This is a genomic window from Amycolatopsis sp. NPDC104775, from assembly GCF_055583325.1.
Map to the genome: position 1 here is coordinate 218,532 of NZ_JBVJOE010000003.1, position 13,911 is coordinate 232,442.

Below are 13,911 nucleotides of genomic sequence, written 5' to 3' on the forward strand. Positions count from 1 at the left end.
CCGATGCTGTCCTCGGGTCAGCTGCTGGCCGAGCGCTACAAGCTGACGAACCGGATCGCCGTCGGCGGGATGGGCGAGGTCTGGCAGGCGAGCGACACCCGGCTCGACCGGGTCGTCGCGGTGAAGGTGCTGAAAGCCGAACTGTCCGGCGACGCCGAATTCCTGCACCGGTTCCGCACCGAGGCGCGGATGACCGCGTCGCTCAACCACGCCGGGATCGCCGCGGTGCACGACTACGGCGAGACGGTCGACGAGGATCTGTCCATCGCGTACCTGGTGATGGAGTACGTGGAGGGCGATCCGCTGGCGGGCATCCTCGCCAAGCACGGCAGGCTCACCGCGGACTACACGCTCGACCTGCTCGAACAGGCGGGCACCGCGCTGCAGGCCGCGCACGAGCAGGGCTTGGTGCACCGCGACGTGAAACCGGGCAACATCCTGGTCACCCCCGCGGGCAAGGTGAAGATCACCGACTTCGGCGTGGCCAAGGCCGCCGACGCGGCCCCGGTCACCCGGTCCGGGATGGTCATGGGCACCGCGCATTACATCGCGCCGGAGCAGGCGCTCGGCCAGGACGCGGAGCCGGCCAGCGACGTCTATTCGCTCGCGGTGTGTGGTTACGAATGCCTTGCCGGGCACCGGCCGTTCCTGTCCGAGAACGCGGTGACCGTCGCGATGATGCACATTCGCGACGTCCCGCCGCCGCTGCCGCCGGACGTCCCGCCAGGCGCGCGGGCCGTCATCGAGGCGACGCTCGTGAAGGACCCCCGGCAGCGCTACGCCAGCGGCGGCGAATTCGCCGGCGCGGTCGCCGCGGTCCGTGCCGGCCGCCCGCTGCCCACCCCGCTCGGCCTGGTCAACGCCGCCTACGCGGCGGGACAGGCGCCACCGGTACCGCCGCCTCCAGTGCCGCAGGCGGCCGCCGGCACGCCGGTCGGGCCGAGTTCCAACCCGGCGTTCCGGCCGCTCTCGGCTCCGCCGGGTCCCCCGGTCCCGCCGCCGAAGCGGAACCAGTGGGGCTGGTGGGTGCTGCTCGCGGTGGTCGTCGTCGTGGTTCTGGTGGCCGTGGCGTTCCTGATCGCGAGAGTGGTGTCGGCCGGCAACGGCGGACCGCCGCGAAGCGTGGACAGCGGGAGCGGACCGACCTCAGCCACCCCGGCCGGTACGAGCGAGGCCCAGGGCCTGCAAGGCATGATGACCACACCTTGGACGGAATGGAACGGCACGAAGCGATGACGACACCCAGACTGCTCTCCAATCGGTACGAGCTGGGCGACACGCTCGGGTACGGAGGTATGTCCGAGGTCCACCACGGGCACGACGTGCGGCTGGGCCGGGAAGTCGCGATCAAGGTCCTGCGCGCGGACCTGGCCCGCGATCCGCAGTTCCAGGAGCGGTTCCGGCGCGAGGCGCAGAACGCCGCCGCGCTGAACCACCCCGCGATCGTCGCCGTGTACGACACCGGCGAGGCGAACACCGACGTCGGGCCGCTGCCCTACATCGTGATGGAGTACGTCGAAGGCCGGACGCTGCGCGACATCGTCAAGACCGAGGGTCCGCTGTCGCAGAAGCGCGCGATGGAGGTCATGGCCGACGTCTGCGCCGCGCTCGACTTCTCGCACCGGCACGGCATCGTGCACCGCGACGTGAAGCCGGCGAACGTGATGATCACGAAGAACGGCGCCGTCAAGGTGATGGACTTCGGCATCGCGCGCGCCATGCACGACGGCCAGTCGGCGATGACGCAGACCGCGGCCGTCATCGGCACCGCCCAGTACCTCTCGCCGGAGCAGGCGCGCGGCGAATCGGTGGACGCCCGCTCGGACGTCTACGCGGCGGGCTGTGTGCTGTACGAACTCATCACCGGCGAGCCGCCGTTCACCGGCGATTCCCCGGTCGCGGTGGCGTATCAGCACGTGCGGGAGGACCCGAACCCGCCGTCGTCGGTGAACCCGGCGGTGTCGCCGGAGCTGGACGCGGTCGTGCTGAAAGCGCTGGCCAAGGGCCCGGCGAACCGGTACCAGTCGGCCGCCGAGATGCGCTCGGACCTGGTCCGGACGCTGTCCGGGCAGCGTCCGTCGGCCCCGATGGTGATGTCGGACGACGAGCGCACCCAGGTGATGAACGCCGACCGCCGCCAGCCGGTGGCCTACGACGAATACCCCGACGACCCGGAAGAGGACCCGCGGGCCAAGCGCCGCCGCCGGATCATCTTCGGGGTGATCGCCGCGCTGCTCGTGGCGGGTGTGGTGCTGCTGATCTTCTGGCTGAGCGGATCGTTCCGCGACAAGGCCGAGAACGCGCAGATCCCGCAGGTGGTCAACCACCAGGTGACCCAGGCGAAGTCGGAACTGCAGCAGGCGGGCTTCTCGTCGTTCGCGCCGAACAAGTACGTGGTGTGCGGCCCGGAGGCGAGCAACCCCGGCGGCCTGACCTGCACCGAGGACCAGATCGACAAGGTCATCGCGGTCGACCCGGAGGTCGGCAAGTCGGTGCCGACCTCGTCCACGATCACGCTCACCGTCGGTCAGAAGCCGGGCAGCACCACCGTGCCGGACCTGCACGGCAAGTCGCAAGATGAAGCGAAATCGGCGCTCGAGCAGGCGAAGCTGAAACTCGGCAACACGACGTCGCAGCCCGTCGACAACCCGAGCGACGTCGGCAAGGTCGTGCAGCAGAACCCGACCGCGAACTCCTCGGCCACCGAGGGCACGGCGGTGGACATCGTCGTCGGGTCCGGCGTGAACCAGAAGGAAGTCCCGAACACGGTCGGCAAGGACTACGCGACGGCGAAGCAGATCCTGCAGAACGCCGGTTTCAAGCCCCAGCGGATCGACCAGGCCTCGGACCAGCCGAAGGACCAGGTCATCGATCAGCAGCCGAACGGTGGCAACCTGCCGCCGAACAGCGTGGTGAAGCTGACCGTGTCGTCCGGTCCGCAGCAGATCCAGATGCCGGACCTGACCGGGATGACCGAGGAGCAGGCGACGCAGAAGCTGCAGAGCCTTGGCTGGTCGGGCGCCATCCAGACGCAGTCGACCTCGTCCGGCGGCGGCAAGCCCTACACCGTGGTGAAGCAGAACCCGCAGGCAGGCAGCCAGATCAGCCCGACCCAGTCGATCACGCTGACGATCAAGGCCGACGACGGCAGCGGCGGCTCGACGACGTCCAGCTCCAGCGGCGGCGGGATCTTCCCGCCCGGCCACAACTGATCCGCTCGTAAGGAGGGCCCGCACGGTGCGCACCGTGCGGGCCCTTTTTTCGCGCCGGCCGATCAGTCCTGGTCGAGGAAACTCCGCACGCTGGCGAGCACCTCGTCTACGTCGTGTCCGCCGCCGCAGTCGACGTCCAGCTCTTCGACGGCCCCAGAGCGTTTCACGGTGAGCGACACCCGCCGTCCGTCGCACTGCCCGCGCAGCCAGCCGAAGAGGGACCGGCAGAAGGTGCCCGCCGACCGGCTGCTCACCATCACCACGACGCCGCTGCCCGGCCCGCCGAGCCGGACCCGGCCGGCGAGCTCGTCCTCGGCGCCGAGCCAGGAAACGAGCTGCTGCAACTCGTCCGCGGAGCCGTCCACGGTGATCGCGGCGATCCCTGCCGTCACGGATGCTCCCCTCCCGGGCCCAACAGACGGCGCGAGGGTAACCGACTCGATACCGCACCGGGAACCCCCAAATCGGCATTTGCTCAATGCAATTTGCAAGCTACATCGGCCGCGGTGGCCGGAAATACGGCTTGACCAGCGCGGAGATGCACATCGTCGCGCCGCGCGGGAAAGCTGCCGAAATCGCTACATTGCTGCCCAAACGCAGAATATTCCGGCCTCGACACCGCTGTCGGCAAGCATTAAGACCGGCGCGCGGAAACCGCGCCCACCACCGTCATACTGGCCGCCAGCAAAACCACCGACGTACCGATCGCCAACGCGAGCGGGCCGCCGTACGGGGTTCCGCTCATGAGCGATTCCAGCAGCGGATGCACCAGCGGAACCCATTTCCCCAGCAGCACCACGCCAAGTACGAGAACAGCCGCGAGAACTGTCCAGCCGATCCGCGACACCAGCAGTCGCGAGCACGGCAGGCCGATCGCGATGCCCATCAAAGCGCACGCCAGATGGGTCGCCAATCCGGCGCTGATGATCTGCCCGTGCAGTTGATTCCGATGCGTCGCGGACCATCCGACGGTCACCAGCGTGCAGACCACGGTGCAGCCGAAGACCGCCAGCACCGCGCCGCCGATGGTTTTGCGGTTGCCGCCGGCGTGGTTGAGGGTGATCAGGCGTTGCACCGGATCTTCGATGTCCAGCACCGCGATCGTCAGCCAGCAGCCGAGTACGAGCACCCCGGCGCCGCTCACGCCATACAGCGGCAGCACTGGCGAGCTCGGGTCCGCGTAGAGGATTGAGCACAACGCGAGGTAGGCGAGGCCGGCGGGTAAATACCGCTGCGAATGTCCCAGTAGCGCCAGGTAATAGCGGCTCACTGCGAGCACGGCGCCACCTCCCGCACGGACCAGCCGCCGGACAGCGCACGCAGCAGCACGGCGTCGGCGTGTTCGGCGTCGACCGTCAAAACCACGCCGCCTGCCTGATCCGCGACCGCGTGCACGCCGGGTTCGGCGGACCAGTTGTCGATGCTCGACGAGACCGGCTGCAGCGTGATCCGCTTGCGTTCCGGATGGATTTCCAGCGGCGCGATCCGGCCGGATTCGAGCCGGTATACCTCGTCGGCGTGTTCGCGCACGACGTCCGGCCGATGGTCGGTGAACACGACACTCGCGCCGCGCGCCCGGGTTTCCGCGACCAGTTCGCCGAGCACCGCGTGCGTGCCGACGTCGAGACCGGACCAGGGTTCGTCGAGGATCAGCAGCTCCGGCCGTACCAGCACGGCTTGCGCCAGGCCGACCTTCTGCGCGTTGCCTTTCGACAGCGTGCGCAGCTGCGCGTCCGGGCTGCCGACCAGCGCGAGCCGGTTCAGCAGCGGGTCGATTCCGGACAGGTCAGTCAGCCCGCGGATCCGCGCGAGATGCCGCAGGTACGCCCGCGCGCTCAGCCGCTGGCCACCCGGGAAGCGGTCGGGCAGGTAGCCGACCGCCGGGGTGCCGGTGAGCTCGCCGTACGACGCTCGCGACACCCCGGCGAGGATCCGCAGCAGCGTCGATTTGCCCGAACCATTGGCGCCAAGAATGCCGACCACCCGCCCGGCGGGCACCTCGAAATCGATGTGCGTCAGGACGGGTTCGCCGGTGCCGTAACGCTTTCCGACTCCGCTGAGCCGGATCAGCGGAGTCGGCGCGGTCACGCAGCCGCGGCCTTCTGCAGAGCGCGGGTGGCCCGCTCCAGGTCGTCGACGAGGGTCGGTTCGACCGGGTGGCCCGCCGAGGCCATCCAGTTCGCCAGCATCCGGTGGCCGTATTCGGTGAGCACGGATTCGGGGTGGAACTGCACACCTTCCAGCGGCAGTTCGCGGTGCCGCATGCCCATCACGATGCCGCTCTCGGTGGTGCCGGTGACCTCGAAAACGCCCCGGTCGATGGTGTCCGGCAGCACGGTGAGCGAGTGATAGCGGGTGGCGGTGAACTCCTCCGGCAGCCCGGCGAGGATGCCGGAGCCGGTGTGCCGCACCTGGCTGGTCTTGCCGTGCAGCAGCTCGTCCGCCCGGTCGACGGTGGCTCCGAAGTGCACGCCCAGCGCCTGGTGGCCGAGGCACACGCCCAGCATCGGCGTGCGCGTCTCAGCGCATTTCGCGATCACTTCAATGCTCTGACCTGCACGTTCCGGCGTTCCCGGCCCCGGGGACACGAGCACCGCGTCGAACTCGGGGACGCGATCGAGGTCGACGACGTCGTTGCGCCACACCGTGCAGTCGGCGCCGAGCTGCGCCAGGTACTGGACGAGGTTGTAGACGAAGCTGTCGTAGTTGTCGACGACGAGAACGCGCATGCCGCCAGCTTAGCGGCTCCCACCTGCTGGACCGTACGCCAGATCACAGTGATTGTTAGGATCGCCTAACTTACCGTGGAGCGGGTGAGCCGAATCCTTCGTGTCGCCGTCGTGGGCGCCGGTCCCGCCGGCATCTACGCCGCCGACCTGCTGGACAAGTCCGACGCGAGCGTCGAGATCGACCTGTTCGAGCGCATGCCCGCGCCGTTCGGGCTGATCCGCTATGGCGTCGCACCCGACCACCCGCGCATCAAGGGCATCGTGAACGCCCTGCACAAGGTGCTCGACCGGCCGAATATCCGGCTGCTCGGCAACGTCGACTACGGCACCGATCTCAAGCTCGACGACCTGCGCGAGTTCTACGACGCGGTCATCTTCGCGACCGGCGCGATGGCCGACCGCGCGCTGGACATCCCCGGCATCGACCTCGAAGGCAGCCACGGCGCCGCCGACTTCGTCTCCTGGTACGACGGCCACCCGGACGTCCCGCGCACCTGGCCGCTCACCGCGTCCTCGGTCGCGGTCCTCGGCGTCGGCAACGTCGCGCTGGACGTGGCGCGCGTGCTCGCCAAGACCGCCGACGAACTGCTGCCGACCGACATCCCGGCGAACGTCTACGAGGGATTGAAGGCCAGCCCGGTCACCGACGTGCACGTGTTCGGCCGCCGCGGTCCGGCGCAGGCGAAGTTCTCGCCGCTGGAACTGCGCGAACTGGACCATTCGCCGAACGTCGAGGTGATCGTGCACCCCGAGGACATGGAGTTCGACGAGGCGAGCGTCGCCGAACTGCGCTCGTCCAAGCAGACCGACATGGTCGTGAAGACGCTGCAGGAATGGGCGATTCGCGACGAGGGCACCCGTCCGCGCCGGCTGCACCTGCACTTCTTCCACGCGCCGGTCGAGGTCCTCGGCGAGGACGGCAAGGTCGTCGGCCTGCGCACCGAACGCACCGAGTACCGCGACGGCAAGGTCGTCGGCACCGGCGAGTTCCACGACTGGGACGTCCAGGCGGTGTACCGCGCGGTCGGATACCTGTCGTCGCACCTGCCGGAAATCCCGTTCGACCACACCGCGGGCGTGATCCCGAACCAGGGCGGCCGGGTGCTGGACCTGGACGAGAACCAGGTCCCCGGCGTGTACGTGACCGGCTGGATCAAACGCGGCCCGGTCGGCCTGATCGGGCACACCAAGGGCGACGCGGCCGAGACCGTCGCGAACCTGCTGGCGGACGCGGACACTCTCGCCGCGCCGCGGCATTCGTCGCCGGACGCGATCCTGGAATTCCTCGCCACGCGCGGAATCGAGTTCACCACCTGGGAAGGCTGGGGCAAGCTCGACGCGCACGAGAAGTCGCTCGGCGAGCCCGAGGGACGCGAGCGGGTGAAGGTCGTGGAGCGGGACGAGATGGTGCGGGTTTCGCGCGGCTGACGTCAGTTCACGTAGACGATCTTCCCGGGCGCGTGCTTGCGTTCGCTCAGCTCGTGCGCGGCCGCGGCTTCGGCGAGCGGGAAGGTCGCCGCGACGGGGATCTTTAGTCGGCCGTCCTCGGCGAGTTTTACCGCGGCGGCAAGGCCGTGGACCGCGAGCGGATCCGCGCCCGGGATCGTGGCGCTGTGCGAGAAGTGCACGCCATGTTGTGCTGCCGTGGCGTCGGTGATCGTGATGACCCTTGCGGGGTTTCCGGCGATCTTGATCAGGTCTGGCAATGCTCCCCCGGCGCAGTCGAAAACCGCGTCGGCGCTGTGGACTCGGTCGGCCAAGCCGGGACCGTAAGTCGTCGGCTCGGCACCGAGGGAACGTAGGAAATCGTGGTTTCGCGGGCTCGCGGTGCCGATAACGGTGGCCCCGCGAGCGATCGCCAACTGGACGGCGACCGTCCCGACCCCGCCCGCCGCGCCATGGACCAGGATCGTTTCGCCGGGGAGCTGATCCAACACCCGGGTGGCGGTTTCGATCGCACCCGCCGCACCACCCGCCTCGGCCCAGCTCCACGCGACCGGTTTGGCCGCCCAATGAACGAGAACGGCGTACTCGGCGTTGGCTCCGCGCCGATTCGCCGCCGTCATGCCGAAGACCTGCGCACCGGGTTCGATGCCGGTGACTCCGTCGCCGACCTCGTCCACCACTCCGGCAGCGTCGTAGCCGGTCCGGAACGGGAAGGTCACCGGCAGCATTTCTTTGCGCGCACCGGAGCGGATACTGGTTTCCCCGGTGGAAAAACCGGACGCCCGCACGGAAATGCGAATTTCACCCGGCCCGGCGTGCGGTTCGGCGACATCGGCGACGTGCACGACGCTCGGCGGGCCATACTGGGAAAACTGGACAGCTTTCATGCGTCCGACGGTATTCCGGCAGCTCAGCGGTTCCGCGGGAAGTGAGAGGGGTGGCGGCCGAAGTGAGACGGACCGACGCCGCGCACAACCGCGTGCGCATTCTCGCCGCCGCTCGGATGGCTGGCGCCGACGCGCCGATGCGGGAGATTGCGCGGCGGGCGCAGGTGAGCGTCGCGACGGTTTATCGGCATTTTCCGAACAAAGACGCACTGATCGTCGAAGCGTTCGCCGAGGAACTGGCGTTGTGTTCGGCCATCGTCGAGGAGGGGCTCGCCGCGGCTGATCCGTGGCAGGGCTTCGTCTCGGTGCTGGAGAAACTCACCGAGGTGCACGCGCGTGAACAGGGGTTTCGCGCGTTCGTCGCACAACTGCCGCGACGTCTCGACTTCGCCGCTGACCGCACCCGGACGCTGCGGATGCTGCTCGACCTCATCCGCCGGGCCAAGGAATCCGGAGACCTGCGACCGGATTTCGTGCTGGAGGACCTCGTGCTGGCCCTGGTCGCCAACGAAGGCATCCGGGTGGAACCAGCCGACGCGCGCGTCGCGGCGGTGCGGCGGTTCACGGCGTTGCTGATCCAGTCGTTCCGGGCTCATCCGGATGCCGCACCGCTTCCGCCCGCGGTGCGGGTGCCGATCAGCCGCGCTTAGCGGGCGGTGCTCGCCGTGCGGCTGTTCCGGTGGGAGTGATCCACCAAAGTGGTGATGAAACTCGTTTTCTCTTGTGGCCGGGTCCGGCGGGCCGGTAGCTCTGAGGGGTACCGCTGACCATGGAGGTTGTCTTGTCCTTGGACGTATCGCCCGCGCTGCTGGAAAAAGCCGAACGCGGGGAGGTCTCCGACGCCGAGTTCGTGGCCTGCGTGCGGGAATCGCTGCCGTACGCCTGGGAGGTCATCACCGGGGTGATCGCCGAAGCGGACGCCGCCGCGGACGGGTTCGCGGACAACGAAACCCCGCCGCCGAGCGAGGCTGAGCGCGGTCAGCTCCTGCGGGCGCTGGCTTCGGACGCGATCCGGGGCGGGCTGGAGCGGCATTTCGGGGTGAAGCTGGCGTTCCAGAACTGCCACCGGGTGGCGGTGTTCCGGGAGGCGGACGGCGACCGGTACCGGGCGTTTGTCTCGCCGCGGGGGCAATTGCTGAACCAGAGCCCGGAACTGCGGGACTGCTAGTCCGCACGCAGCGCGGGAAGCACCTCAGCACCGATCCGCGCGATATTGGCCATCGTGCCCTCCGGCGTACCGGACGCTTCCACGAACATGATCACGTGGGACACCCCGGTACGCCGGAGGCTCGTCCGCAGGGTCTCGACGCAATACTCAACCGACCCAACCGGATGGATCGCGCACAGTTTTTCCGTGTATTCCTGTGGATCCCGAGCCGGACCGGGTCGGTCATCCACCGGAACATGCGCGGCTAGGCCATCCGCCAGCCAACCCGGCAGAGCGCGACGCACCGCCTCGCGGGCATCCTCACCGACCTGGCACAGCACGGTCGAGACATGAGCCGCGGGCGCACCGTAAGCAGCCACAGTCGCCGCCTTCTCGGCATCATCCGCGTGCAGGCCCAGCAACAACGGCAACTCGCGTTCCGCCGCCAACCGGACCGCGGAGGAATCCGGGCCGCCGCAAGCCACCACGACTTGCGGAGCGCTTCGTGGAGTGGGACGCACCTGTACCTCGCGAAAGGCGAAATGCGCTCCTTGAGCCGAAACTCGCCCAGTGGCGGCGGTCAGCAAAAGATCCAGCGACTCGGCGAAACCCGTTTCATAGCGCGGCAATCCGGTCCCGAACACCTCTAAGTCCTGCCACGGACCACCCCGCCCGACGCCCAGCCGCAGGCGGCCGCCGGAAACCACGTCGAGCATCGACCATTGCTCCGCCAACGCGACCGGATGCGTCGTGGACAGCACGCTCACCGCGGTCCCGACGCTGATCCGCGAGGTCTGGCCGAGCACGTACGCGGCGAGCGTGATTGCTGACGGGCACACCCCATACGGCATGAAGTGATGCTCGGCCAGCCATACGTCGTCGAAACCCGCCGCCTCGGCCGCGCACGCCGCGCGGACGGTACGCCGCAGGACGGCAGCGTCGTCCTGGCCCGGAAACCGGCCCGAGACCAGGAAGACGCCGAACCTCAGTTGTTCACCGACACGTTGTTGAACCACAGCAGCGGGTCCAGCCACGGGAACACCACGAACATCAGCAACGCCACGATTCCGAGCACCAGCACGAGCGCGATCGCGAACTTCACCGCGAACGGACCGGGCAGATGCCGCCAGAGCCAGCCGTACATCAGGAACCGACTCCGATCTTCTTCAGCAACGTCGTGTAATCCGGCACCTGCGTCTTCGGCACCTGGCGGGTCAGCACGGAGGTGATGATCAGCCGCTCCTTCGCCGAGAACTGCGGGTGGCACGTGGTGAGCGTGAGCAGCGAAGCCTGCTGCGCCTTCGGCAACGCGTCAGCCGGCTTGTACGGCACCGCGTTCACCGCGTCGCCCTGGCTCGGCTGGACGACCTTGCGGCCGAACGTCTCGTCGTACGGGCCGCCGCCGGGGATGCTCGAATTGCGCAGCGTCCCCACGCCCTTGCACTCCGGCTGCGCACCCTTGCCGCTGCTCCAGCCCTTGATCTCGTCTTCGTAGGGCAGCACCTGGTAGATGAAGAAATCGGTGTGCGTCTCGATGACGATCTGGTCGCAAGAGCTCAGGTTGTCCAGGTCGTTGAACGGCGCGCCCTTGCCGACGCGGTGCCCGGCGATGCCGAAGTTGCCCGGTTCGCCCGGCAGCGCGGTGCCCTTGTAGTGGCCCGGGCCGACCGCCAGCGAATCCTCGCCGGTGCCTTCCTGGATGGTGAAGTTGAAGTCCGCGCCGAACGACGGGATGTGGATGCGCGCGAACGCCTTGCCGTCGATCAGTTCGGGGTGCAGCGTGCGGTCCTTCGACCAGTCGCCGTCGAGCTGATCGCTCGCGGTGTGCTGTTTCTCCGCGGAGAACAGGTCGGTGACCCACACCTCGTACACCATGAACAGCAGCACGATCACGCCCAGCGTGATGAAGATTTCGCCCGCGGTGCGGATCGCCACCCCGCCCTTGCCCAGCGGCGGCGGGGTTTTCTTGGCCTTCTTGTCGCCCTTGTCGTCCTTGTCGGCGACCGCGACCGCGGAGAACACCTCGGTCGGCTGCTCGGCGAACTCCGGACCGGTCATCCGCCGCCGGGACGGATCCGGGGCCCCCGGGCCCACCCGGCGAGGCATTTGACGGCCTTCTTCAGGCTGACGGCGGGGAGGACGGCCGGGGTCTCCGGGCTGGGCGCGGAATTCGCCGGTGCGGCGCGGGCCGTCGGGGCGTCGTTGCGGGGTGCCTTCGGCACGGAACTCAGCGGTGCGGCGGGGTCCGTTCTCGCGCGGTCCGCCGAAATCCCCACCGCGGGGGTCCCCCTCGCGGGGCCGACCCTGCGCCGGCCGGTTTTCGGGGACGTCCGGACGCGGTCCGCCCCGGTCGATCGGCGTGCGCTGTTCGGGTGATCTCCGGCCAGGGTCGCCGGCCACTCTCCGCCGCGGCGGGGTCTGGCCGGACTGCCGCCTCGGCGGCGGTGGCTGGCGGCGGACCGGGCGGTCAGGTCCGGTGCCGGGGCGGCGGTCGTCCTCGCCCGGCCAATCTTGCGGCGTCACGCAAGCTCCTCCCGCGCCCGGCCGGAGCCCTCCTCGGGACTCCAGGTGGCGCTATTGTCACAGTCTGAGAAACCCGACCGCTCCCGCCCGGTGCTGCGGAGCCGTCCTTTACGTTAACGTGTGCACGTGGCGCTGGTTGCGCACCCCGACAGCGGGACCTCGTCCAGGATGCCGCCACCAGGAATGCCCGAGAGCACGCGAGGAAACGATGCCGAAGTCGAAGGTCCGCAAGAAGACCGCGTACACCCCGCCTGTCGACCGCCGCACCCCGGTGAAGGTCCAGGCCGCGGGACCGTCGAACCTGTTCTACAAGATCGTCATGTTCGGCCTCATGCTCCTCGGGCTGGTGTGGCTGGTCGTGAACTACATCGCCGGCGACAAAGTTTCGTTCCTCAGCGAGCTCGGAAACTGGAATTTCGCCATCGGATTCGCCGCGATGATCGCCGGCCTGCTGATGACGATGCGGTGGCGCTGACCATCCGCCGGATCAGCTTTGCTCCGGACGGCCGATTGACACCGAATCACACCGGTGTGACTCATCCCCAGTGTGGATAACCCCTGTGGATAACCACCCGACCTCCTGGGCCCCACGCCGAAACCTCGTGGTAGTGGCGTGGGGCCTGACCACGTTGCTGCTGGTCGGAACCGTTCTGGACGCGCTCTTCGGCGACGGCAAGGGCGCGGTGCTCACCGGCCTCGCGACGCTGGCCGTCGGCGCGTTCGCGGTCCACTGGACGCTCGTGCGGCCTCGTCTGACCGCGGACGAGCACGGTCTGCGGGCCCGCACGCTCCACGGCACGCACCAGCTCCCCTGGATCGGCACGACGGTCCGGCTGCGCAGCACTCGGCGGCTCGGCCGGGACGGCGTGACCCTCGAGCTGGAACACGACGACCAGCTGTTCATCTTCGGGCAGACCGACCTCGGCGAGGATCCTCGCGACGTGCTGGACGTGCTTACCGAGCTGCGGGCCCGGTCAGCCGGAGCCTGAGAACTTGCAGGAGTACGAGTACTCCCCTTGAGCCTGCCGGAGAGAACAATCCAGCGAGGGGAACTCGGTGGCCCGCCAACTGACCAGCCCGACGAGCGCGATCGCCACGACGGCCGTGCCGATCGCCTGCCACCGGGCCAGATTGCGGGCCGGGGCGTAGAGCATCGCGCCCGTCACCAGCGCACCGGTGACAAGGCCGCCAGCGTGCGCCCAAATCGAAATGCTGGGGATGGAGAAGGTGATGTAGGCGTTGATCACCAGGTTGATGAGCAACGCCGTCGGGTTCAGCCGCAGCTTGAGAGTGATCACCGCGTAGCTGCCGAGTAGTCCGAAGATCGCGCCGGACGCGCCGACAGTGGGCGCGGAGCCCCCGAAAAGCAGCACCGCGGTGGAGGCGCCGAGCATCGACACGAAGTAGAGCGCGAGGTAACGGACCTTGCCGAAGACCTGCTCCAGCGCGCGACCCATCATCCACAGCGAGAACGCGTTCGCCGCGATGTGAATCGGGCCGTAGTGCAGGAAGCCGGAGGTGAAAATCCGCCACCACTCGCCGCCGCCGAGCGTGACCAGCGGTTGCAGTGCCCCCTGGATCCAGATGGTGGCCAGATCGTTTCTGAACAGGCTCTTCGCCTGGACGACGGTGATCAGGAAGACCACCACGTTCACCGCGATCAGCGTGGCGGTGACGGTGTAGGAGTTCGACAGCCGGGCCCCGGCGATCGTGCGGGAGCCCAAACCGGCGTCGCGATACTGCCGTTGCTGCTGTTTCCGCTGGTGCGCCCCGGCCTGGACGCAGTCGGTGCACTGGAACCCCACCGGGGCTTCGCGCAGGCAGTCCGGGCAGGCCGGACGCCCGCAGCGGGCACAGCTGAGACCGGTTGGGCGGTTCGGATGCCACCAGCAACCGGGAAGGGACGGCGCGGACGGGTTCGGCGGTTGGCTCACGATGACTCCAACCTACCGAAACCCCATCCCTGC

At 68.7% G+C, this 13,911-nt stretch carries 16 protein-coding genes; 7 read left to right on the forward strand and 9 right to left on the reverse strand.

Features of this window, described 5'->3' with window-relative positions; all coding sequences use genetic code 11:
* Positions 1 to 3 precede the first annotated feature (3 nt).
* Together ACZ63D_RS15320 and pknB are read left to right on the forward strand one after the other, a co-directional pair.
* Positions 4 to 1,236 (forward strand): serine/threonine-protein kinase, encoded by a 1,233-nt coding sequence (locus tag ACZ63D_RS15320; RefSeq protein ID WP_465354946.1) that lies wholly within the window; start codon positions 4 to 6, stop codon positions 1,234 to 1,236.
* Positions 1,233 to 3,212 carry a Stk1 family PASTA domain-containing Ser/Thr kinase gene (gene pknB / locus ACZ63D_RS15325; RefSeq protein WP_465355549.1) on the forward strand — a complete coding sequence of 660 codons (1,980 nt, stop codon included), beginning with the start codon at positions 1,233 to 1,235 and terminating at the stop codon, positions 3,210 to 3,212. Before ACZ63D_RS15320 ends, pknB begins: the two co-directional genes overlap by 4 nt.
* A gap of 62 nt (positions 3,213 to 3,274) precedes the next feature.
* Here pknB and ACZ63D_RS15330 read toward each other — a convergent pair whose 3' ends face one another.
* The 4 genes from ACZ63D_RS15330 to ACZ63D_RS15345 all read right to left on the reverse strand — a co-directional run bounded on the left by ACZ63D_RS15330 (position 3,275) and on the right by ACZ63D_RS15345 (position 5,941).
* Positions 3,275 to 3,604, reverse strand: a complete 330-nt coding sequence (locus tag ACZ63D_RS15330) for an effector-associated constant component EACC1 (RefSeq protein WP_465354947.1) — start codon at positions 3,602 to 3,604, stop codon at positions 3,275 to 3,277.
* Positions 3,605 to 3,846: 242 nt separating this feature from the next.
* Positions 3,847 to 4,491 carry a hypothetical protein gene (locus tag ACZ63D_RS15335; protein ID WP_465354948.1) on the reverse strand — a complete coding sequence of 215 codons (645 nt, stop codon included), beginning with the start codon at positions 4,489 to 4,491 and terminating at the stop codon, positions 3,847 to 3,849.
* Positions 4,479 to 5,282 carry an ATP-binding cassette domain-containing protein gene (locus ACZ63D_RS15340; protein WP_465355550.1) on the reverse strand — a complete coding sequence of 268 codons (804 nt, stop codon included), beginning with the start codon at positions 5,280 to 5,282 and terminating at the stop codon, positions 4,479 to 4,481. The genes ACZ63D_RS15335 and ACZ63D_RS15340 overlap by 13 nt, the downstream gene beginning before the upstream one ends.
* Positions 5,283 to 5,296: 14 nt before the next feature.
* A complete protein-coding gene (locus ACZ63D_RS15345; protein WP_465354949.1) occupies positions 5,297 to 5,941 on the reverse strand; it encodes an aminodeoxychorismate/anthranilate synthase component II in 645 nt (214 codons plus the stop codon).
* Between the two features lie 111 nt (positions 5,942 to 6,052).
* Between ACZ63D_RS15345 and ACZ63D_RS15350 the strand changes: the two genes are divergently transcribed.
* Positions 6,053 to 7,369, forward strand: coding sequence for an FAD-dependent oxidoreductase (locus ACZ63D_RS15350; protein WP_465355551.1), 1,317 nt, complete (start codon positions 6,053 to 6,055; stop codon positions 7,367 to 7,369).
* 2 nt (positions 7,370 to 7,371) lie between these two features.
* Here the strand turns inward: ACZ63D_RS15350 and ACZ63D_RS15355 are convergent, their stop codons facing one another.
* Positions 7,372 to 8,274 (reverse strand): NADP-dependent oxidoreductase, encoded by a 903-nt coding sequence (locus tag ACZ63D_RS15355; protein WP_465354950.1) that lies wholly within the window; start codon positions 8,272 to 8,274, stop codon positions 7,372 to 7,374.
* A gap of 62 nt (positions 8,275 to 8,336) precedes the next feature.
* Here ACZ63D_RS15355 and ACZ63D_RS15360 point away from each other — a divergent pair, with 62 nt between their 5' ends.
* Positions 8,337 to 8,924, forward strand: a complete 588-nt coding sequence (locus tag ACZ63D_RS15360) for a TetR/AcrR family transcriptional regulator (RefSeq protein ID WP_465354951.1) — start codon at positions 8,337 to 8,339, stop codon at positions 8,922 to 8,924.
* Between the two features lie 131 nt (positions 8,925 to 9,055).
* Entirely contained in the window at positions 9,056 to 9,442 is a 387-nt protein-coding gene (locus ACZ63D_RS15365; RefSeq protein ID WP_465354952.1) for an SCO5389 family protein, read from the forward strand.
* Here the strand turns inward: ACZ63D_RS15365 and ACZ63D_RS15370 are convergent.
* From ACZ63D_RS15370 to ACZ63D_RS15380, 3 genes are read right to left on the reverse strand one after another with little or no spacing between them, the layout of a single operon-like run.
* Entirely contained in the window at positions 9,439 to 10,437 is a 999-nt protein-coding gene (locus tag ACZ63D_RS15370) for an LLM class flavin-dependent oxidoreductase (RefSeq protein ID WP_465354953.1), read from the reverse strand. The two genes, ACZ63D_RS15365 and ACZ63D_RS15370, sit on opposite strands and share 4 nt — an antisense overlap.
* Positions 10,407 to 10,565: a hypothetical protein gene (locus tag ACZ63D_RS15375; RefSeq protein ID WP_093572273.1), complete on the reverse strand. Its 159-nt coding sequence runs from the start codon at positions 10,563 to 10,565 to the stop codon at positions 10,407 to 10,409. Before ACZ63D_RS15375 ends, ACZ63D_RS15370 begins: the two co-directional genes overlap by 31 nt.
* Complete coding sequence (locus ACZ63D_RS15380) at positions 10,565 to 11,527, reverse strand: class E sortase (RefSeq protein ID WP_465354954.1); 963 nt, start codon at positions 11,525 to 11,527, stop codon at positions 10,565 to 10,567. Before ACZ63D_RS15380 ends, ACZ63D_RS15375 begins: the two co-directional genes overlap by 1 nt.
* Positions 11,528 to 12,152: 625 nt before the next feature.
* Here ACZ63D_RS15380 and crgA point away from each other — a divergent pair.
* Both crgA and ACZ63D_RS15390 read left to right on the forward strand, forming a co-directional pair.
* Entirely contained in the window at positions 12,153 to 12,419 is a 267-nt protein-coding gene (gene crgA, locus ACZ63D_RS15385; RefSeq protein ID WP_037809181.1) for a cell division protein CrgA, read from the forward strand.
* 133 nt (positions 12,420 to 12,552) lie between these two features.
* Positions 12,553 to 12,933 carry a PH domain-containing protein gene (locus ACZ63D_RS15390; protein WP_465354955.1) on the forward strand — a complete coding sequence of 127 codons (381 nt, stop codon included), beginning with the start codon at positions 12,553 to 12,555 and terminating at the stop codon, positions 12,931 to 12,933.
* Here ACZ63D_RS15390 and ACZ63D_RS15395 read toward each other — a convergent pair.
* Positions 12,919 to 13,878 (reverse strand): rhomboid family intramembrane serine protease, encoded by a 960-nt coding sequence (locus ACZ63D_RS15395; RefSeq protein ID WP_465354956.1) that lies wholly within the window; start codon positions 13,876 to 13,878, stop codon positions 12,919 to 12,921. The two genes, ACZ63D_RS15390 and ACZ63D_RS15395, sit on opposite strands and share 15 nt — an antisense overlap.
* Between the last annotated feature and the right edge of the window lie 33 nt (positions 13,879 to 13,911).

Bases quoted from the DNA above. Each gene is read 5' to 3' on its own strand.
- ACZ63D_RS15320 (WP_465354946.1), top strand. From the start codon at position 4: ATGCTGTCCTCGGGTCAGCTGCTGGCCGAGCGCTACAAGCTGACGAAC.
- pknB (WP_465355549.1), top strand. From the start codon at position 1,233: ATGACGACACCCAGACTGCTCTCCAATCGGTACGAGCTGGGCGACACG.
- ACZ63D_RS15345 (WP_465354949.1), bottom strand. From the start codon at position 5,941: ATGCGCGTTCTCGTCGTCGACAACTACGACAGCTTCGTCTACAACCTC.
- ACZ63D_RS15355 (WP_465354950.1), bottom strand. From the start codon at position 8,274: ATGAAAGCTGTCCAGTTTTCCCAGTATGGCCCGCCGAGCGTCGTGCAC.
- ACZ63D_RS15375 (WP_093572273.1), bottom strand. From the start codon at position 10,565: ATGTACGGCTGGCTCTGGCGGCATCTGCCCGGTCCGTTCGCGGTGAAG.
- ACZ63D_RS15380 (WP_465354954.1), bottom strand. From the start codon at position 11,527: ATGCCTCGCCGGGTGGGCCCGGGGGCCCCGGATCCGTCCCGGCGGCGG.
- crgA (WP_037809181.1), top strand. From the start codon at position 12,153: ATGCCGAAGTCGAAGGTCCGCAAGAAGACCGCGTACACCCCGCCTGTC.